The sequence below is a fragment of the Corynebacterium sp. 20-84 genome (assembly GCF_053479455.1).
Window position 1 is genome coordinate 216,648 of sequence record NZ_JBRBCB010000002.1, and the last position, 17,808, is coordinate 234,455.

Genomic DNA, 17,808 nt, shown 5'->3' on the forward strand with positions numbered 1-17,808 from the left:
ATGAAGTCTCGTGCGGTCGTCGGTATCCAAGACCAGGGCAATGGCCGTTCGGGCCCGCTGCCCGCAAAGGCAACGCTTGTATTCCGTGTGGATGGCAAATCTGTCGAGAGCGTGGAAATTCAGGCTGGGAAGCCACAGTACGTCGAGCACAAGTTCACGGAGCGTGGCAGCAAAGTCGAGGTTGAAATCGTCGGCATGGAAGCCAATGGTTCTCGTATGAATGCCCACGGCGGTCTGGTTATCGGCACACCGCGAGTGTGGTAGCCACGCGCTCGTCGCCAAGCGAAAAGGCGCTGGGAGGAGATCCCAGCGCCTTTTGTCGTGCAGGTGTGACTACACCTGGTAACCCATCGGCGCGCCGGGGCCGAGCGGGATGCCGAGGAAGTACCAGGCGAGGAAGAACAGGAACCAGCCAGCGCACATGGCGATGGAATAGGGCAGGGCGAGGGACATCAGGGTGCCTACGCCGGCCTTCTTGTAGTACTTCTGCAGGAACGTCAGGGCGACGGCGAAGTACGGGGACATCGGGGTGATGATGTTGGACGGGGAGTCACCGATGCGGAACAGCATCTGGCTGACTTCGGGGGAAACGCCGACGTACATCATCATCGGCACGACCACGGGCGCCATGAGTGCCCACTGGGCGGAGCCAGAGGTAATGAAGAGGTTGAGCAGTGCGACCATGAGCACGAATGCGGCGAAAAGCAGAACGTTCGGCAGGTTCCACGTCTGGAGGAGCTCAGCGCCGCGGATCGCCGTCCACGATCCGAGGTTCGACCACTGGAACCACGCGAGGAACTGGGAGACGGCGAAGAAGAGCACCATCATGGGCAGCAGGGACTCAAGCCCCTTGGCCATGAACGACGGGATGTCGGACGGCGATTTCACGGTGCCCACGATGAGTCCGTAAACGAGGCCGGTGATGAAAAACGCCAGGGCGATCGGCACAGCGATGGCTTGGATGAGCGGGGACTGCATGAAGCCCTCTTCAGGGCGCGCGAAGGGAGAGGCGGGCGCGAACAGCAGGGCAAAGTAGACGGCGAAGAACGCGAGCAGCGCGACGCCGGACCAGATCAGACCCTTTTGCTCCAGGGGTGACAGGGCGAGGTCCTCTTGTGAGGCGCCCTCGGAGTCACTGTCAGAGTCGCTGTCAGAGTCCGAAGAAGCATCGGAGTCAGCGTCATCCGGCTCCGTGTCGTCGTCGAAGGCGAGCTCGGAGGGGTCGATGTGGTCGTCGTCGATAAGCTGCTTGGCTTTTTTGTCCACGTAGAACTCGGTGACTGCCGTGATGATCAGCGACAGGACCACGGCGGACGGGATGACGAAGAAGATGTTGGCGAGGGGCGAGACGACGTAGTTTTCGTCGACAAGCTGTGCCGCGGAGGTGGAGATGCCGGCGAGCAGCAAGTCAGTGATGTTGAGGATCAGCGACGCGTTGAAGCCCGCCGACGATGCCGCGAACGCGACCATTGCGCCCACGATGGGGGAGCGGCCGACCGCGTAGAACGCCATCGCGCCGAGCGGAATGACGATCACGTAAATCGCGTCGGATGCAACGGACCCGGTGACGCCCGCGAGCGCCACCATGAACGTGAGCATCTTCGGGCTCACACGCACCACCATGCGGCGCACCAGTGCAGACAAGAGGCCCGCTTTTTCGGCGATGGAGACGCCGAGCATGACCGCGAGAATCACGCCGAGCGGCGGGAACGAGATGAAATTCTCCACCGCGTCCGACACCATGCGCGACAGATTATCAGCCGTCAGCAGGTTCTCCACGTGGATTTCTTCGCCGGATGACGGGTCGACCGCGCTCAGTCCCGCGTGGCTCGCCAGCCACGACGACGCCGCCACAAAGCCCGACAGAATCACGAATAGCCAGAACGGGTCGGGCAGCTTATTGCCGATCTTTTCGATCCAGCCGAGGAAGCCCGCTGAGTCATTCTTGCGCTTGGTCGTCGTCGTTGCGCTCATGGACGGCAGCTTACAAGAGCATGCGCGTCAGTTTCGGAAAAGCGTCCACATGGCATTGCTTATCGACGTATCGTTTCCCCCATGAAACTCCCTTCCGCCTTCCTCGTTGCCGCCCTGACCTTCTCTGTTGTCGTCCCCGTTTCTGCAGCGTCCACCGCCGCTGCCGCCGAGACTCCCTCCGGCGCCCCGGCCAGTGAGACCGGCACCTGCTCGATTACGTACACCGCCGCCGAGATCCCCGCGATCGCCGCCGAGAAGCTCTGGTTGGCGCACTACAACGACGCGACGTGGCGCGACGCGTTGAGGGAGTACAACTCCCGCAAAGCTGAGCTGTCCCGCAACCTCGACAGCGGTTTGGCCACGGCTGAGCTCGTCGGCACTCTGCCTCTGAAGGACGAAGGTGAGACCGCGACGGGTTCGTCCGTTTTCGGCAAGCTTTTCGACGGCACCAGCTCCTTATCCCCCGAGCGCACCGGCCACGTGCCTTATGACGCCCTCGCGTTCATGTACAACGCCGACGACTGGCGCACCAAGGTCGTCGAAGCCGGTTGCCCTGATGCCGACGAGCGCCCCGCACCTCCCGAGGAAGTTCGCGAGGTGACCGTCCCCGAAGGATCCGCCGTCGCGCCGAAGGAGTGGCAGGGCGCCCTCGTCGGCGTTCTCGCCCTGCTCGGTCTCATCGCAGGGGGCATCGCAGTCGCGCCGCAGCTGACCCAGTTGGCGAAGCTCCCGCAGCTTCCTTCGCTGCCGCAGCTGCCGTAAATCCCGCGCTAGGCTGGCGGGCATGGAACTCGCCCCGCACCTTGAAAACTGGCCCGCCGACACCGTAGCCGCCGCGCTGATCGCGCCAGGCGCAGCAGCCGAGGAGACCAGCACCTTCGGAGATCAGGAGCATGTCTTCGAGCTCGCTAGCGTGACGAAGCTACTCGCCGCCTACGCGTTCCTCATGGCCGTCGAGGAGGGCGTCTTCGAGCTGGACACCCCGTGCGGGCCGGAGGGGGCGACGGTGCGGCACCTGCTCGCGCACACGTCGGGCGTCGGCTTCGATACCCGCGAGCTGCAAAAGCCGGTGGGGGAGCGCCGCATCTATTCGTCGGCCGGCTACGAGATTCTCGCGGAGCGCCTCGAGGAGGAGACCGGCATGACATTCGCCGAATACACCGCCCAAGGTGTCTTCGAGCCCCTCGGCATGAGTTCGACCGAGATCTACGGTTCGGCGGGGCACGGGGGGAGGTCGAACGTCGATAATTTGCTCTCTTTTGCGCGCGAACTCCTCGCACCCACGCTTATCGACGAAACCACCCTCCGCGACGCCTTCACCAACCAGTTCGGCGATGTCCGCGGCATTGTCCCCGGCTACGGCATGCAAAAGCCTTGTCCCTGGGGCTTAGGCTTTGAAATCAAGGCTGATAAAGACCCCCACTGGACCGGCGACGGCATGCCCGAAGACACCGTCGGCCACTTCGGCATGGCAGGCACCTACCTGTGGGTCGTGCCCGCCTGGTCCGAGTCGCGCGCCGCTGGCTCAGCCATGGTCGCGCTCACCGACCGCGAATTCGGCGACTGGGCCAAACCCCTGTGGCAAGAAACCAATACCCGCATATTTGCCGAGCTAGATTAGCTACGATACGTGAATGTACTTCGGTGGCATTGACAATGCAGTAGGCCAAGCCATTGCTCTCCTCGACTTGATCGGTGTGTTTCTCAACGCGATTATCGGCGGGACCGTAGCTCGGCGAATGAGATTCGACGCGGTGGGCTTCATGCTCATCGCCATCATTTCGGGCATGGCTGGCGGCATGATGCGCGATGCCTTGATCGGCAACACCCCCGTCGCCGCGCTTGCCGACCCCTGGTACATCTCCGTCGCCGTCCTCGGCGCCGCCACCGCTTTCTTCGCTAACCTCCACGGTTATGTGTGGGAGCTAGCGCGCTTCCACGGGGACATGATCATCCTCGGCGTCTGGTGCACCACCGGCACTATCACCGCGATCGGAGCCGGCGTCGCGTGGCCCGGCTGCATCCTTATGGGCGTTCTCACCGCGACCGGTGGGATGGTCATCCGCGAGGTTCTCATCGGGCGGATCCCCCGCATCCTCAACGACCAACAGATGTATGTCGTCCCCGCCATCGCCGGGTCGATCACCGCCATGGTCCTCTACAACGCCGGGCACGCCACCGCCGCCATCGCCGCCGCGCCGCTCGTCGGGTTCACGCTCGGCACCGCCGCGTACTGGGCCGGCTGGTACGTCCCGGTCACCATGAAGAATGCGCCGATAAACACGTGGGCGCGCTTCATGTTCACGCCCATCGGCAAGCTCGAGCCAAAAGCTTTACGACGCTGGCGCCTCACCAAAACCTCCCTCCCCTCCGACGATCCGCTTGCCGACGACGGCATGATGCCCACCAAGGGCGAAGTCCGCGAAGCTCTCCGCGGGGCTGCTGGTCCTTCCTACCGTCCAGATGCACGCCCCGGCTCCGATTCGAGCTCCCACCCCGCCACCCGCGACGAGTTCCTGGGTGCCTTGTATCGGGTGTTCGTTGATTCGCGCGGCGAGGACTCCGCCGACGGGTGGGCCGTTAAACGAAGTTGAGCAACCTTCAAGCCATCCTTGAATGATCGGGGGGATCAAGCGGTTGTTGAGGGTTGCCCGTGTGGCTTAAGCGAAGCAACAATTGCCGAGAGTCACATGAGGGCGTTGGGGAAGACGAGCCTCGTCTGACGCACCACACCTCCGGCCAGCTCCTGGTCGCGGGGGAGCGGTGCGTTTCAACAGCGAAAGGACACCTTCCCGACATGACCGCCACCTTGGCCCACGCCGACTCTGCCGCAGCTACCTCCCGCACCCGTTGCGTGCTGTCGATCAGCTCCATGCCGCGTCACCTGCGTCTGCGTGTCGAGGGCCTCATGTACGAGCACCTCAGCGAACCCTCTTCCGCTCCTTCGTTGGTCAGCGTGTGGGACGTTCCGTGGTTCACCCGCTGGCGCCGGGAACCAACTCGCGACGGAGCCGTCAGCTGTCGCGAAGTCATCGAAGCCTCGGAAGAAGAGATCGCGACATTCCGCAGTGCCTTGACCGAGCTCGCCCAAACATTTCGCTTCGACGCTCGGGTCGCCTAGGGCGCGTCGTTCGTCGCAAAGTATTCGGCAAGTTCGCCCAGCGTCGAACTCGGGCTGACATCCTCCTCGCTCACCCGCACCCCGAAATGCTCTTCTGCGCGCACCGCGAGCTCAATCCGTGTCAGTGAGTCGACCCCCAAGCTGTCGAGCGTGTCATCCGCACCGACCTCTTCTGCATCCTCGACCGCGCCGACCTTGGCGAAAAGGCTGGCCAGCTGAGCCATCGTGCTGCCCTCGGCGGCGACGGTCTTGTCGGCGTTCTCCGCGTCGTCCGGGACGAGGTCCGGATCAAGTCCGAGCTTGGCCAAGTCGAGGCGTTGCGAAAGTTCCATGCGCCCCATTCTAGAGATACGCAAAGCGAAAACCCTTGCTGCGCTTAGGTTCGTGCGAACACTGGGCGTGGCAAGGGCTTTGGGAAGATTCAGGGTTCCTTAGCGGGGGCGCTTCTCGCAGCCCACGCCGTCGCCATCGCGGTCAAGGTGGCTACCGTAACCTGGCTCGTTGCTGCGGATCGGACGACCGAGGTCATTCCACACGGCGCGGCAGTTAGCGTAGGTCTTCGCCGGGGCCGGCCTCGGCGCCGGCTTAGGCGCGGGTGCGGGCTTAGGCGCTGGCTTCGGAGCGGGTGCAGGCTTCGGGGCTGGCTTAGGCGCGGGCTTTGGAGCGGGCTTTGGAGCGGGTGCAGGCTTCGGGGCTGGCTTAGGTGCGGGTCCCGGGATGAGACCAGGAGCCGGATTCGGGATAAGACCCTGCTGGATCGCCCAGAGAGCGCCGCCAGCGACAGCTGCGACCGCAGCTACGACACCGATGACGATGCCGGCGATCTGTCCGTCGGTCAGACCATCTTCGGAGCTGCCATCTTCAGCGGGAGTTTCCTTTCCCGCGTCTGTGTTGGCCGCTGGGGAGATAGCCACGGGGTCTGTGCCGTTAGTGTTTTCGGCGTCGGTGGCGTGGGCGGGGGACAGTCCGGCTGCGAATACGGCGGCAGCGGTCGCCAGGGAAATGACGTATTTCTTCACAAGAGATAACAATCCGGTATCTGCGGCGAAACCGCAAGCGCAGACGTGTTTTTACCCCCGAAAACCTCGCCGATACCCCCCAATAGATGTGTTTGGACGCTGCACACGTCGGCTGTGCCCAACCATGCGAAAAGCTCCCCGACCCACAGTGGGGACGGGGAGCTCATTGGGTGCTAGCGCGGAGTTAGATCTCCTCGCGCGACCTCATTTGACTTAGTCGTCTTTCTTGCTGGGGGTCGCCGGAACCGCAGCGGTCGGGTCGTCGACCTTGAGGTCCTTGGCGGCCTGGGCGGCGACGGAGATGTCGATCTTGCCTTCGTCGGCAAGCGACGTCAGCGCTGCGACAACCATGGACTCAGCGTCGATGTTGAAGTAGCGACGTGCGGCCTCGCGGGTGTCGGAGAAGCCGAAGCCGTCTGCGCCGAGCACCGTGTAACGGCCCGGGACGTACGGGCGGATCATCTCCTGCAGCTCGGTCGTGAAGTCGCTCGTCGCGATGTACGGGCCTTCCGTCTGCTTCAGCTGCGTGGTAGCGAACGGCTCGCCCTGATCCTCGGCCGGGTTCTGGATGCGCGCCTTGTTGCGGGCTGCGCCGTCGCGTGCCAGCTCGGTCCAGGAGGTGACGGAGTAGACGGCAGCGCCGACGTTGTACTCCTCCTGGAGGATCTTCTGCGCGCGCAGTGCCCAGGACATACCGACACCGGAAGCGAGCAGGGAGACGTTATTCTCCTTCTCCTCGCCGCGGTCGTAGAGGTAGATGCCCTTGTGCAGGCCCTCGACGTCCAGGTTCTCCGGGCGGGCCGGCTGGTGCATCGGCTCGTTGTAGACGGTGAGGTAGTACATCACGTTCTCGCCGCCCTCCGGGCCGTACATGCGCTCGATACCGCGGTTGACCAGGTACGGCATCTCGTATGCAAACGCCGGGTCGTAGGCGACGATGCTCGGGTTCGTGGACGCGATGACGTGGGAGTGGCCGTCCATGTGCTGCAGGCCCTCACCGGTCAGGGTGGTGCGGCCGGCGGTCGCGCCGATGATGAAGCCGCGACCCATCTGGTCAGCGGCAGCCCAGAAGTTGTCGCCGGTGCGCTGGAAGCCGAACATCGAGTAGAAGATGTACATCGGGATCATCGGCTCACCATGCGTCGCATAGCTTGTTGCGGCGGCGATGAAGCTTGCCGACGAGCCGTCCTCGTTGATGCCCTCGTGCAGGATCTGGCCCTCCGGCGCCTCGCGGTAGGAGAGCTGCAGGTCGTGGTCGACCGGGACGTAGTTCTGGCCCTTCGGGTTGTAGATCTTCAGGGTCGGGAACCAGGAGTCCAGGCCGAAGGTGCGGGCCTCGTCCGGGATGATCGGGACGACGCGCTTGCCGATCTCCTTGTCGCGCATGAGCGACTTGAAGGCACGGACGAGCGCCATGGTGGAGGCGACCTTCTGCTTGCCGGAGTCCTTGAACAGCGGGCGGTAGGTCTTCTCCAGGTCCGGCACCTCGAGCGGCGTGTAGTTCTCGCGGCGCTCCGGCAGGTAGCCGCCGAGCTTCTTGCGACGCTCGAGCATGTACTTGATCTCTTCGGACTCGGGGCCCGGGTTGAAGTACGGCGGCAGGTACGGATCCTTCTCCAGCTCTTCGTCGGAGATCGGGATTTCCTGCATGTCGCGGAAAAGCTTCAGGTCATCCAGAGTCAGGTTCTTCATCTGGTGGGTCGCGTTGCGGCCCTCGAAGCTGTGGCCGAGGCCGTAGCCCTTGACGGTGAGCGCGAGGATGACGGTCGGCTTGCCGTTCTTGGTCTCCAGCGCCTTCTTGTATGCGGCGTAGACCTTGCGGTAGTCGTGGCCGCCGCGGCGCAGGTTCCAGATTTCCTCGTCGGACCAGTCTTCGACCAGCTTGGCGGTGCGCTCGTCGCGGCCGAAGAAGTGCTCGCGGACGTAGGCGCCGTCGTTCGCCTTGAAGGTCTGGAAGTCGCCGTCCGTGGTGTTGTTGATGAGGTCGACGAGTGCGCCGTCCATATCCTTCTCGAACAGCTCGTCCCACTCGCGGCCCCAGGCGATCTTGATGACGTTCCAGCCGGCACCCTTGAAGAAGGACTCGAGCTCCTGGACGATCTGGCCGTTACCGCGGACCGGTCCGTCGAGACGCTGCAGGTTGCAGTTCACGACGAAGGTCAGGTTGTCCAGCTCGTACAGACGCGCCATCTGGAGCAGGCCGCGGGATTCCGGCTCGTCCATCTCGCCGTCGCCGAGGAATGCCCAGACGTGCTGCTGGTCGGTGTCCTTGATGCCGCGGTGCTGCAGGTACTTGTTGAAGCGTGCCTGGTAGATCGCGTTCATCGGGCCGAGACCCATGGACACGGTCGGGAACTCCCAGAACCCCGGCATGTCGTGCGGGTGCGGGTAGGACGGCATGCCCAGCTCCGGGCGGGAGTGCTGCTGGCGGAAGGCGTCCATCTGGTCTTCGGACAGGCGACCTTCGAGGAAGGCGCGGGCGTACATACCCGGGGAAGCGTGGCCCTGCATGAAGACCTGGTCGCCGCCCTGCGGGGCGTCCTTGCCGTGGAAGAAGTGGTTGAAGCCGACCTCGTAGAGCGCCGCTGCGGACGCGTAGGTGGAGATGTGGCCGCCGGCCTTGATGCCCGGGCGCTGTGCGCGGTGCACCATGATGGCTGCGTTCCAGCGGATCCAGCGGCGGTAGCGCTTCTCCATTGCCTCGTCGCCGGGGAAGTCCGGCTCGAGCTTGGTCGGGATCGTGTTGACGAAGTCAGTCGACGTCATAGCCGGCATCGGCACGCGCTGTGCGGATGCGCGCTCGAGGAGGCGCATCATGAGGTAGCGGGCGCGCTCCGGGTCGGAGGTCTCGAGGAGACCATCCAGGGAGTCCATCCATTCCTGGGTCTCTTCCGGGTCGGCGTCGTGCAGATACGACGCGACGCCGTCACGGATGACTGGGATGTTCGAATCGTTCAGGTTTTGAGGGTCAGACAAGACCATCCTCCGATTTCGTGGTGTGTTTTCCACCAGCTTTTCGCACGTCAGGACGTTTGTTCACATGCCCGTCCGGCACGAACTCGCCGGTGCCTACAGATTTCAAGGATACGTTCTTTTTCGGACTGTCGCCCACGGGGGTAAGTGTGGCTGTATCCTGGCTATATTCTTGTTCGCCGTTCAAGGAGGAAGTGGAGACAGTGAGCGCCGCTGGTGCCGCAAACTACGTGGATAAGCTCGGTATTAAGAAGGGCGAGATCGTCCAGGAGCTCGGTTGGGACGACGATTGTGATGCGTCGATTTCGGAGTCCATCGAGGATGCGATCGGGGAGGCCCTGCTTGACGACGATACGGATGAGCTTTGCGACGTCGTCCTCCTCTGGCACCGCGCTGACGACGAAGATCTCGTCGATTCGCTGGTGGACGCCACCCGTAATCTCTCCGATTCGGGCTGCATTTGGCTCCTGACGCCGGGCGCGAATCAGCCCGGCGAGGTCCACCCGGGCGATATTTCCGAGTCTGCCCAGCTCGCGGGGCTTGTTCAGACGAAGGCGGATCGCCTCGGTTCCTGGCAGGGTTCTTGCCTGCGCAACGCCGGCGTGAAGCGATAGTGCTGCTCAGGGACATTTCGCTTATCGACGAGTCGTCCCGCCCTGTGAGATTCGACACCTTCCAGCGCAGAAGGCTTCTTGCTACCCCCGTTTTGTCCAATTTCGGACAAAACGGAGTCAGGACTCTTCCCTTCTGGTAAGCGGCTGAGCCTGAAAGGTATGGGCGTAAATGTATAAACTATCCGCATGGTGGAGATAGCCCAACCGTCCGAGTCAGGCGCGCCCCAGTCAGTGCAGCCGCCGCGCTTATGGGATTTCAAAGTGCTGAGACTGCCAATTTTGGAGTTGGTCGTCCTCGCCTTGCTTGTCATCGCTGCTTTTCTCGACGTCAACTACATGACCGGTGGCAATGGGTTGATAACTTTCTTCATCATTCTGCCGCTGCTGGCCGTCATTCTTGTGGTCTATGCCGTGACGTTTCCCTTGCAGCGCAAACCTGTCACAGAATCCGAGTGGGATATTGGCTTGCTCATTATCGGCGCTTTAGGGATCTTGGGGTGGACCGAGGGGATAGGTGTGCTGGCTTTATTCGTGGGGATACTGCCAGGCGCTGTGTCACTTTTGGTGCGCAGGAGGATCGCATATGTCCGGTGGAAGAAAGGTTTCGATCCGCGTACGCAATAGACTGCACAGTTCCCTAGGCGCCCAACTCTCAACCGGGTACTTCCCTTCTTCTCATGCCGCCGAATTAGCAGCGTGTATAGACTATCCGCATGGACGAGCAGCGCCCATCTATCTCACCAGACAGTCCTTTGTACGGGGACAGACCGCCTGCGCCCCGGCTCTGGGACTTCAAGCTGTTGAGGCTTCCGATTCCGGAGCTCGTGATTGGCGGAATAATGATCTTTTCGGTTCTCGGGTTGAGTGGGAGCGATAATCCCGGAGCAGGCTTGTTCGTGTTATTCATATTCGTTCCCAGCTTTGCCTTCTACCTCGCGATGTATGCGCTGACTATCCCGCTGCATTTTCGGCTGGTCAATGAATTCTGGGGAGATCTCATTGCCTTAGCTCCCGGTGTGTTCGGCTTGCTCATCGTTGCCAAGGGAGGAGAGGGCATTTTCTTCATGGCTACATTGCCAATCGCCATCTCGCTGTTGCTGCGCAGACTCATTGCGTACAGCCGGTGGAAGCGTGGCAACGGGCCAATGGGATTTCCGCCCCCGGAGCCAGTCAATACGATGTACTGACGTCGGACACCTATTTCGCGCTCACCGAATCCGCCGATGGGCATGCGTGATCGGCGTGTGCCCTTCGGCCGTTGGTGTGGTTATTTCCCGAACAACAGGTGCATGGCACCGTATTGGTGTGTGCTGTTCGGTACTGGTATTCCGCGCGGTGAAACCCATATCGGCGTCCCATCGCGCACCTGTATTCGACCCCTGTTGTGCCTATCGGGGTCATCATCGTTGGTCCGGTTGTGATACCTGCACAACACCGACAAGTTGCTCATGTTCGTCGGCCCACCCCGGGCCCAGGGTTCGATGTGGTGGACTTCGCAATTATCAGCGGCATGCCGACAATCCGGCACAGGACACGTCGTCAGTGTTGCCCGGGCGAGGTCGCGTTGTTTCTTATTGGCGAACCGTTTCGTGTTGTACAGGTTCACCGGACCTGCCTGCGGGTGGAAGAGTGCGACTTCCAAGTCGGACCCGTGGAACCGAGTCAGGTACTCCGCACCAGTCATCGTGGTGCCATCAGACAATCCCAGGATGGTCTCATCGCCCTGGCCGCCGAGGATCGAGATGTAATCCGGCAGCGGGATCTGCACCAGCGGGCGTGGGACAGCATCAGCGACAGCACCATCGTTGTGGAGTAAGTCGTGGAATGCTTCGTACATCTGCGGGCCCTCAGGACGGTTAGCGTCGAGTTTTTGACGCAGCGCGTACTCAAGGGCAGCGATATCACTCGCATCACCAGTAGCACTAAAAGTGCGTTTGCCTTTCCGTTCCTTACCGAACCGGACCGATGATTCAGGTGCAGGTGTATCCGCCTCAGGGACGATGTCTTTGGCGCGGCGTTTCAACGTCTCGTAGTTCCCGCGCACAGACAACAACGCTAGGCGGATCTTCCACTTCTCCTTCTCCGTACCCAACGAGCGGACTTGCTGCTCGATGAACAAGATCTGATCTAACGATTTGCCGGTCTCACGGGCGATGCGCACCGCGTGGGCTTGCTTGCGGGAGAACTTGGTGGGCCCGAAATACACCTCGCGGGCTTTCTCACCGTCGGCGGCGAGAGTCGATTTCATGCCGGCATCGACAACGGCCTGGCGGTTGAAACCGGCCAGGATATCCATTGGTCGCGCAGCAGCGGCGATAAACGCCTCGAAATCGTTCATGCCCCACACGCTAAACCGACCAACGCAAACGCGAAACAGGCAACCCAAAAACCTGTGGATAACTCAAAACTATCCACAGGGACGACCTCCAGAAAAGAAAACGCTCACCTTTCGGGTGAGCGTGTGTTATTGGTGCGCCATGACGGGCTCGAACCGCCGACCTACTGGGTGTAAACCAGTTGCTCTTCCAGCTGAGCTAACGGCGCGCGTGGAGGAAATGCTAGCACGGGGGAACAGTGAGCAACAAAAAGCTAGATGCGTTCCTCGTCGGGCTTCGTTGCCCAGGGGTTGTTGCGGGAGTGGCCGTAGCGGGCGCGGGCGGGAGCAGGGGAGGGCTCGCCGGAGGGTGCCGACTCAGACTCAGCGGAGGAAAAAGCAGCTAGTTCTTGTTGTTCGGAGACGTAGCGGCGTCGTTCGCGGACTTCGGAATAGATGAAATAGGCGAGTCCGGCAGGAGCCATGATGCCGAAGGCGATCCATTGGAGGCCGTAGGACAGGTGGTTGCCGCGGTCGAGGACGGGGAGGGGGATGGGGGTGAGGACGCCGGGTTCGTCGTTAAGCAATTGGGCGTATGGGGCGGCGAGCTCAGTGCCGGTGAGGTCAGCAACTTGGGAGGTGTTGATGGTCTGCACCATCGTGTAGCCCTGCTCGGAAATGGGCGGGATGGCGGATTGGTCGGCAAGCCGGATCATGGCGCTGAGGGTGACGGGCTCGGCGGGGGCGCGGTCGATGGGCGGGACGGCGGTGCCGCCTTCATCGGCAGGAACCCAGCCGCGGTTGACCAGGACGGTCTTTCCGCTGTCGAGAGCGAAAGGCACCAACGACTGGAATGCGGGGGCACCTTCGACGGGGCGGAGGCGCAACAGCAACTCGTCATCGGGGAGGTAATGGCCGCGCATGGTCACGCGGGTCCATTCCTCGGCGGACTCGCTGGCTAGGACATCCTCAACGGCCACGGGGTCGCGGGCGAAAGCTTGCTCGATGCGCTCGTTGCGCTCTTTGATGGCGTGGTCTTTACCTAGCTGCCACGGGGACAACCACGTGATGGCGAACCAGGAGAAGAGGACAGCGAAGACGACGGCGAGGACCCATCCGGGACTGAGAAATGTCTTCCAGATCGACTTCGACGTGGTCACGCGGATCAGTCTACTCGGGCGCGCACCCAATCCAGAATGCCGTCGGCAGCGGCTTCGATCTGCTCCCGGGTGACGGTGAATCCTTCGGGGCCGCCGTAATAGGGGTCTTCGACGCTTGCTTGCTCAGGCGCGGTGGGGTCGAAGGAGCGCAGCAGACGCACCTTTTCCTCGTCCACGCCTTGAGCGACGAGCTCGGAGACGTGGCGGGTGGCCAAAGCGACGATCAAGTCGGCGGACATCTGCTCGCCGCCGAATTGCTGGGCGCGGTGGGCGGAGCCGTCGTAGCCGTGGGCGGACAGTTCGGCGAGGGCGCGCTCGTCGGCGGGGTTGCCGACGTGCCAGCCACCGATTCCGGAGGAGGTGACGCGGACGTGGGGGTCGAGTCCGGCGTCGATAAGCTTTTGGCGCACGATGACTTCCGCCATCGGCGAGCGGCAGATATTGCCGGTGCACACGAAGTCGATGTGGATCACTGTTCCTCCTTGAATGCGGTGACGATGCGGGCGAGCTCAGCCGGGGTGTGCGCGATGGCCCACGCGCGGTTCCATTCGTCCTGGGTGCCGTAACCCCAGGTGACGGCGATCGTCGATAAGCCGAAATGCGCGGCGCCCTCGATGTCGTGGAGGCGGTCGCCGATCATGAGCCCGCGGCCCACCTTCACATTATCCAGCACATGCGCGATGACGTCCGCCTTGCGGCGCCGCGGCCCGTCCTCCTGCGCGGCGCCGAGGAAATCGATGAACTCGAGCATGCCTTCCCGCTCCAAGATGGCGCGCGCGAAACCTTCGCCTTTCGACGTCGCCGTCACCACCTGGAACCCTTCCTCCTTCCAGCCTTTGAGGAGGTCGCGCATGCCGGGGAATGCCTGAGCGTTCTTCCACCCGCCGTCGTGCGTGAAATCCATGTAGGCGCGAAAAGCGCGATCGCGCGTCGCGTCATCCATGCCCACGCTGGCGAGCGTCTCCTCCATCGGCGGGCCCGGGATGAGTGCGATGAATTCGTCATCAGGGTGCTCCCACCCCACGGCGTCGAGCGCGTGGATAAACCCGGCGCGGATGCCGGGGAAGGAGTCGATGAGGGTGCCGTCGACGTCGAGAAGCAGTGTGATCACGCACCCCAGCATGGCAGTGCGCAGCTGCCGCGGCAATCGACCTAGACTGGGACAATATGACTACGACTGTTGCTGATGTCGTCGCGGCGCTGGAGACCGCGTACCCGCCGCGGCTCGCCGAAAGTTGGGATGCCGTCGGGCTCATCTGCGGTGACCCGTCCGCCGAGGTCGCGCGGGTCGCATTCGCGCTCGACTGCACCCAGGCCGTTGCGGAAAAAGCCGTCGAGCTCGGCGCCGACATGCTCGTCGTGCACCACCCGCTGCTCATGCGCGGCGTCACGTCCGTCGCCGCGGACACGCCGAAGGGCAAGGTCGTGCACACCCTCGTGCGCGGCGGCTGCGCGCTGTTCGCGGCGCACACCAACGCTGATTCCGCGCGCCCCGGTGTATCCGACAAGCTGGCTGAACTCGTCGGCATCACGCCCGGCCGCCCGATCAAGGTCGTCGACCCTGATGCCCAGGACCTGTGGGGCGTGCACATCCCGCCCGCAGACATCACCGCCGTCATGGATGCGCTTTTCGACGCCGGCGCTGGCGCAATCGGCAATTACTCCCACTGCTCCTTCCAGTGGGACGGCCGCGGCGGCTTCACCCCGCAGCCTGGCGCCGACCCCACCGACGGCGAAGTCGGCTCCCACTACTCCGCGCCGGAGACCCGCGTGCAGTTCGTCGCACCTTCCCGTCTGCGCGCCCGCCTGACCGAAGTCTTGCGCGAGGTGCACCCGTACGAAGAGCCCGCGTTCGACGTCGTGCAGCTCGCCGGAACTGGCGATTTGTCTGCTGCCACCGGCCTGGGCCGCGTGGGCGAACTGCCCGAGCCGATGACCCTGCGTGAGTTCACGCAGCAGGTCGCTGACGCCCTCCCCGAGACTGCCTGGGGTGTGCGCGCCGCCGGCGATCCCGACGCGATGGTGCAGAAGGTCGCGGTATCGTCGGGTTCCGGCGACAGCTTCCTCGACGCCGTGCGCGGCCTCGGGGTGGATGTCTACGTGACCTCCGATTTGAGGCATCACCCCGTCGACGAGCACCTGCGCGCCGGCGGCCCCGCCGTGATCGACACCGCGCACTGGGCGAGCGAATTCCCGTGGACGGAGCAGGCCAGCGAGATCGTCGCGAAGGCGTGCCCTGAGGTCGCGACGGGAATCATTACCTTGCGCACCGACCCGTGGACGATCTCCGCACACCCGAACCACTCGAAGTAGAAAGAAGGCTGACGTGGAACTGGAACTGGATAAGCAACGTACGCTGCTGGCGCTCGCGGAGGCGGAGCGTAGCCAGGCTCACGACACCGCGGCGTCGCCTGAGCAGGAAGAGCTGGAAAAACTCGAGGCACAGCGCCCGGGGCTCGCGAATGCGGCGGCGGCAGCCCAGCTCGCCGTCGATGATGTGGAGGCGGAGATTCTGCGCATCCAGGAGGACGAACGCAAGCTGAAAAAGCGTGAGCTCGACGACAAGCGCCAGCTTTCCGCGGAGACGGACCCGGAGCGCCGCAAGGACTTGGAGCACGATCGTTATGCGGCGAAGTCGCGCATCGCGGACCTTTTGTACGAGCTCAAGGAGGCGCACGGCGAGGTCAAGGCCCTGCGCAATAATCGCGACGTGCACGGTGCGAAGCTCGACGAGCTGGACCGCAAGATCGAGGCGGCGCGCCGGGCAGCTGAGGCGGTCCCCGCGAAGGAAGAGGTCGACACGGATGCGTTGCGCGCGGAATTGCCGTCGGGCATCCTCGGCGTCTACGCGACGGTGGGTGCGGCGCGCTTCAACGGCCGCACGTGCAACAGCTGCTTCCTCCAGCTGCCGCCCGCTGAGCGCGCGGAGGTCATGGCGGTGCCCGAAAACGAGCTGCCGACCTGCCCGAATTGCGGAACGCTGCTCATCCGGGTCACAGGCTAGGGCGGCGCGCGCATGAAGGTGACGGTCTACACCGACGGCGGTTCGCGGGGAAATCCGGGGGTCGCGGGCTCGGGAAGCGTCGTGTACGACGATAACGGGGCGACGCTCGCGGAGATCGCGTACGTCGTGGGGCAGAAATCGTCGAATAATGTCGCGGAGTACCACGGCTTGCTGCGCGGGCTCGAGGCGGCGCGCGATCTCGGCGCCACCGAGGTGGATGTCTACATGGACTCCAAGCTCGTCGTCGAGCAGATGTCGGGACGCTGGAAGATCAAGCACCCGGACATGAAGAAATTGGCGCTCGACGCGCGCGATCTCGCCAGCGGTTTCAGCTCGGTCACGTATTCGTGGGTGCCGCGCGCGAAGAATAAGAAGGCCGACGAGTTGTCCAATGTCGCGATGGACGCGGCAGCAAACGGCGCGAAGCCGGGCATCGTAGAAGCAAAGAGCTTATCGACGCCTAGTGCACCCCCGAAATCCCCCGCGAAGTCGGACAGCCACGAGACTGCCAGCCCTGCGCACTGGCACGGGCATGACAAACCCCGCACCCGGTTCGTGTTGGTCCGTCATGGCCAGACGGAGCACTCGGCACAGAAGCGCTACAGCGGCTCGTCGGACCCGGAGTTGACGGAGCTGGGGGAGAAGCAGGCGGGGGCAGTGGCTCAGGCGGTGGCGGCGTTCGGCCAGATTGACGCTGTCGTGGCGTCGCCGGCGAAGCGGACGCAGCAGACTGCGAAAGCCTGCGCGGAGGCGCTGGGGATCGACGCTGCGGACATCGAGACAGTCGACGGTTTCCGGGAGCTGGATTTCGGGGTCTTCGAGGGACTCACTCGAGATGAGGCGCGGGAAAAGTACGCGGAGGAGTTCGGGGCGTGGGAGGCGTCGGCAAGCAAAGCTCCTCCGGAAGGTGAAAGCCTGGTCGCCGTGCACCGACGGGTGACTCGCGCGCGCCTGAAGGTGCAGGAAGCTCATGAGGGACAGACGGTGCTGGTGGTCACGCACATGACGCCGATCAAGTCGGCGATCCGGCAGGCGCTGGAATCGGGGCCGGACACGTTCAAGCATGTGTTCTTGGATTTGGCGTCGATCAGCGTCGTCGAGTTTTATGGCGAGCTCGGCGTGGTTCGGTGCGTCAACGATGTCGCTCACTTCCGCTGATAGGCATCGGCAGAGTACAGTTACTCGCTGCGAGTGAGTCGGCCGGGTGATCGCGGCGACCTGTACCGCCACTTCAATGGTGTCAGGCAGGGGTCGAGGAAAGTCCGGACTCCACAGGGCACGGTGGTTGCTAACGGCAACCCGGGGCGACCCGCGGGAAAGTGCAACAGAAAGTAGACCGCCCGGGAAACCGGGTGAGGGTGAAAGGGTGCGGTAAGAGCGCACCGGCGGATGTGGTGACACAACCGGCCAGGTAAACCCCACCGGGAGCAAGGCAAGAATTCCAGCTGTGCACGCTGGGATCGTCGGACGTTATGAGGCTGCCCGCCCAGTTCGAAGGTAGCTGCTCGAGGCGCCGGGCAACCGGCGTCCTAGATGGATGATCGCCGCCCCTCCCCGCACGGGGCAGGGGGCACAGAATCCGGCTTAAAGGCTGACTCACTCGCCCAGTTTCTGCCACAATTGGCCCCC

General features: G+C 63.3%; 19 protein-coding genes, 1 tRNA gene and 1 other RNA gene. 12 read left to right on the forward strand and 9 right to left on the reverse strand.

All coding sequences use genetic code 11. The features are described 5' to 3' along the window. Entirely contained in the window at positions 1 to 264 is a 264-nt protein-coding gene (locus ACUY2Y_RS02500) for a hypothetical protein (protein ID WP_448324669.1), read from the forward strand. 69 nt (positions 265 to 333) lie between these two features. On the opposite strand, the gene ACUY2Y_RS02505 is transcribed toward ACUY2Y_RS02500, so the two are convergent. Further along, positions 334 to 1,974 (reverse strand): AbgT family transporter, encoded by a 1,641-nt coding sequence (locus tag ACUY2Y_RS02505; protein ID WP_448324670.1) that lies wholly within the window; start codon positions 1,972 to 1,974, stop codon positions 334 to 336. Between the two features lie 81 nt (positions 1,975 to 2,055). Here ACUY2Y_RS02505 and ACUY2Y_RS02510 point away from each other — a divergent pair, with 81 nt between their 5' ends. From ACUY2Y_RS02510 to ACUY2Y_RS02525, 4 genes are all read left to right on the forward strand, one after another. Continuing rightward, entirely contained in the window at positions 2,056 to 2,736 is a 681-nt protein-coding gene (locus tag ACUY2Y_RS02510) for a hypothetical protein (protein ID WP_448324671.1), read from the forward strand. A 22-nt stretch (positions 2,737 to 2,758) separates the two neighbouring features. Beyond that, positions 2,759 to 3,595, forward strand: a complete 837-nt coding sequence (locus ACUY2Y_RS02515) for a serine hydrolase domain-containing protein (protein WP_448324672.1) — start codon at positions 2,759 to 2,761, stop codon at positions 3,593 to 3,595. A 13-nt stretch (positions 3,596 to 3,608) separates the two neighbouring features. After that, the gene (locus ACUY2Y_RS02520) at positions 3,609 to 4,568 is read left to right on the forward strand and encodes a trimeric intracellular cation channel family protein (RefSeq protein ID WP_448324673.1); all 960 of its coding nucleotides are present in this window, start codon (positions 3,609 to 3,611) and stop codon (positions 4,566 to 4,568) included. 203 nt (positions 4,569 to 4,771) lie between these two features. Beyond that, complete coding sequence (locus tag ACUY2Y_RS02525) at positions 4,772 to 5,095, forward strand: hypothetical protein (RefSeq protein WP_448324674.1); 324 nt, start codon at positions 4,772 to 4,774, stop codon at positions 5,093 to 5,095. On the opposite strand, the gene ACUY2Y_RS02530 is transcribed toward ACUY2Y_RS02525, so the two are convergent. The 3 genes from ACUY2Y_RS02530 to aceE all read right to left on the reverse strand — a co-directional run bounded on the left by ACUY2Y_RS02530 (position 5,092) and on the right by aceE (position 9,090). After that, the gene (locus ACUY2Y_RS02530) at positions 5,092 to 5,427 is read right to left on the reverse strand and encodes an acyl carrier protein (RefSeq protein ID WP_448324675.1); all 336 of its coding nucleotides are present in this window, start codon (positions 5,425 to 5,427) and stop codon (positions 5,092 to 5,094) included. The two genes, ACUY2Y_RS02525 and ACUY2Y_RS02530, sit on opposite strands and share 4 nt — an antisense overlap. Positions 5,428 to 5,526: 99 nt before the next feature. Continuing rightward, positions 5,527 to 6,114 carry an excalibur calcium-binding domain-containing protein gene (locus tag ACUY2Y_RS02535; protein ID WP_448324676.1) on the reverse strand — a complete coding sequence of 196 codons (588 nt, stop codon included), beginning with the start codon at positions 6,112 to 6,114 and terminating at the stop codon, positions 5,527 to 5,529. Between the two features lie 213 nt (positions 6,115 to 6,327). Beyond that, positions 6,328 to 9,090: a pyruvate dehydrogenase (acetyl-transferring), homodimeric type gene (gene aceE / locus ACUY2Y_RS02540; RefSeq protein ID WP_448324677.1), complete on the reverse strand. Its 2,763-nt coding sequence runs from the start codon at positions 9,088 to 9,090 to the stop codon at positions 6,328 to 6,330. Between the two features lie 200 nt (positions 9,091 to 9,290). Between aceE and ACUY2Y_RS02545 the strand changes: the two genes are divergently transcribed. From ACUY2Y_RS02545 to ACUY2Y_RS02555, 3 genes are all read left to right on the forward strand, one after another. After that, a complete protein-coding gene (locus ACUY2Y_RS02545; protein WP_259900852.1) occupies positions 9,291 to 9,701 on the forward strand; it encodes a DUF3052 domain-containing protein in 411 nt (136 codons plus the stop codon). A gap of 186 nt (positions 9,702 to 9,887) precedes the next feature. Beyond that, on the forward strand, positions 9,888 to 10,325 hold the full coding sequence (locus ACUY2Y_RS02550) for a hypothetical protein (RefSeq protein WP_448324678.1): 438 nt from the start codon (positions 9,888 to 9,890) through the stop codon (positions 10,323 to 10,325). Positions 10,326 to 10,414: 89 nt separating this feature from the next. After that, positions 10,415 to 10,888, forward strand: a complete 474-nt coding sequence (locus ACUY2Y_RS02555) for a hypothetical protein (protein WP_448324679.1) — start codon at positions 10,415 to 10,417, stop codon at positions 10,886 to 10,888. 80 nt (positions 10,889 to 10,968) lie between these two features. On the opposite strand, the gene ACUY2Y_RS02560 is transcribed toward ACUY2Y_RS02555, so the two are convergent. From ACUY2Y_RS02560 to ACUY2Y_RS02580, 5 genes are all read right to left on the reverse strand, one after another. Beyond that, a complete protein-coding gene (locus tag ACUY2Y_RS02560) occupies positions 10,969 to 12,039 on the reverse strand; it encodes an HNH endonuclease signature motif containing protein (RefSeq protein ID WP_448324680.1) in 1,071 nt (356 codons plus the stop codon). Positions 12,040 to 12,169: 130 nt separating this feature from the next. Continuing rightward, positions 12,170 to 12,245, reverse strand: a tRNA-Val gene (locus ACUY2Y_RS02565). Between the two features lie 45 nt (positions 12,246 to 12,290). Further along, positions 12,291 to 13,184 carry an SURF1 family cytochrome oxidase biogenesis protein gene (locus ACUY2Y_RS02570; RefSeq protein ID WP_448324711.1) on the reverse strand — a complete coding sequence of 298 codons (894 nt, stop codon included), beginning with the start codon at positions 13,182 to 13,184 and terminating at the stop codon, positions 12,291 to 12,293. Next, positions 13,181 to 13,648 carry a low molecular weight protein-tyrosine-phosphatase gene (locus ACUY2Y_RS02575; RefSeq protein ID WP_448324681.1) on the reverse strand — a complete coding sequence of 156 codons (468 nt, stop codon included), beginning with the start codon at positions 13,646 to 13,648 and terminating at the stop codon, positions 13,181 to 13,183. Before ACUY2Y_RS02575 ends, ACUY2Y_RS02570 begins: the two co-directional genes overlap by 4 nt. Then, the gene (locus tag ACUY2Y_RS02580) at positions 13,645 to 14,286 is read right to left on the reverse strand and encodes an HAD-IA family hydrolase (protein WP_448324682.1); all 642 of its coding nucleotides are present in this window, start codon (positions 14,284 to 14,286) and stop codon (positions 13,645 to 13,647) included. Before ACUY2Y_RS02580 ends, ACUY2Y_RS02575 begins: the two co-directional genes overlap by 4 nt. A 56-nt stretch (positions 14,287 to 14,342) precedes the next feature. Here ACUY2Y_RS02580 and ACUY2Y_RS02585 point away from each other — a divergent pair, with 56 nt between their 5' ends. The 4 genes from ACUY2Y_RS02585 (at position 14,343) to rnpB (ending at position 17,782) form a co-directional block, all read left to right on the forward strand. Further along, positions 14,343 to 15,488, forward strand: coding sequence for a Nif3-like dinuclear metal center hexameric protein (locus ACUY2Y_RS02585; protein ID WP_448324683.1), 1,146 nt, complete (start codon positions 14,343 to 14,345; stop codon positions 15,486 to 15,488). A gap of 13 nt (positions 15,489 to 15,501) precedes the next feature. After that, positions 15,502 to 16,179 carry a C4-type zinc ribbon domain-containing protein gene (locus ACUY2Y_RS02590; protein WP_448324684.1) on the forward strand — a complete coding sequence of 226 codons (678 nt, stop codon included), beginning with the start codon at positions 15,502 to 15,504 and terminating at the stop codon, positions 16,177 to 16,179. Between the two features lie 12 nt (positions 16,180 to 16,191). Beyond that, positions 16,192 to 17,337 (forward strand): bifunctional RNase H/acid phosphatase, encoded by a 1,146-nt coding sequence (locus ACUY2Y_RS02595; protein ID WP_448324685.1) that lies wholly within the window; start codon positions 16,192 to 16,194, stop codon positions 17,335 to 17,337. Between the two features lie 34 nt (positions 17,338 to 17,371). Continuing rightward, an RNA gene (rnpB, locus tag ACUY2Y_RS02600) (RNase P RNA component class A) lies at positions 17,372 to 17,782 on the forward strand. Positions 17,783 to 17,808 lie beyond the last annotated feature (26 nt).

What these genes read in the sequence shown, in the direction of transcription:
- ACUY2Y_RS02500 (WP_448324669.1), top strand. Translation starts at nt 1, where the DNA reads ATGAAGTCTCGTGCGGTCGTCGGTATCCAAGACCAGGGCAATGGCCGT.
- ACUY2Y_RS02505 (WP_448324670.1), bottom strand. Translation starts at nt 1,974, where the DNA reads ATGAGCGCAACGACGACGACCAAGCGCAAGAATGACTCAGCGGGCTTC.
- ACUY2Y_RS02510 (WP_448324671.1), top strand. Translation starts at nt 2,056, where the DNA reads ATGAAACTCCCTTCCGCCTTCCTCGTTGCCGCCCTGACCTTCTCTGTT.
- ACUY2Y_RS02515 (WP_448324672.1), top strand. Translation starts at nt 2,759, where the DNA reads ATGGAACTCGCCCCGCACCTTGAAAACTGGCCCGCCGACACCGTAGCC.
- ACUY2Y_RS02520 (WP_448324673.1), top strand. Translation starts at nt 3,609, where the DNA reads ATGTACTTCGGTGGCATTGACAATGCAGTAGGCCAAGCCATTGCTCTC.
- ACUY2Y_RS02525 (WP_448324674.1), top strand. Translation starts at nt 4,772, where the DNA reads ATGACCGCCACCTTGGCCCACGCCGACTCTGCCGCAGCTACCTCCCGC.
- ACUY2Y_RS02530 (WP_448324675.1), bottom strand. Translation starts at nt 5,427, where the DNA reads ATGGAACTTTCGCAACGCCTCGACTTGGCCAAGCTCGGACTTGATCCG.
- ACUY2Y_RS02550 (WP_448324678.1), top strand. Translation starts at nt 9,888, where the DNA reads ATGGTGGAGATAGCCCAACCGTCCGAGTCAGGCGCGCCCCAGTCAGTG.
- ACUY2Y_RS02555 (WP_448324679.1), top strand. Translation starts at nt 10,415, where the DNA reads ATGGACGAGCAGCGCCCATCTATCTCACCAGACAGTCCTTTGTACGGG.
- ACUY2Y_RS02560 (WP_448324680.1), bottom strand. Translation starts at nt 12,039, where the DNA reads ATGAACGATTTCGAGGCGTTTATCGCCGCTGCTGCGCGACCAATGGAT.
- ACUY2Y_RS02585 (WP_448324683.1), top strand. Translation starts at nt 14,343, where the DNA reads ATGACTACGACTGTTGCTGATGTCGTCGCGGCGCTGGAGACCGCGTAC.
- ACUY2Y_RS02595 (WP_448324685.1), top strand. Translation starts at nt 16,192, where the DNA reads ATGAAGGTGACGGTCTACACCGACGGCGGTTCGCGGGGAAATCCGGGG.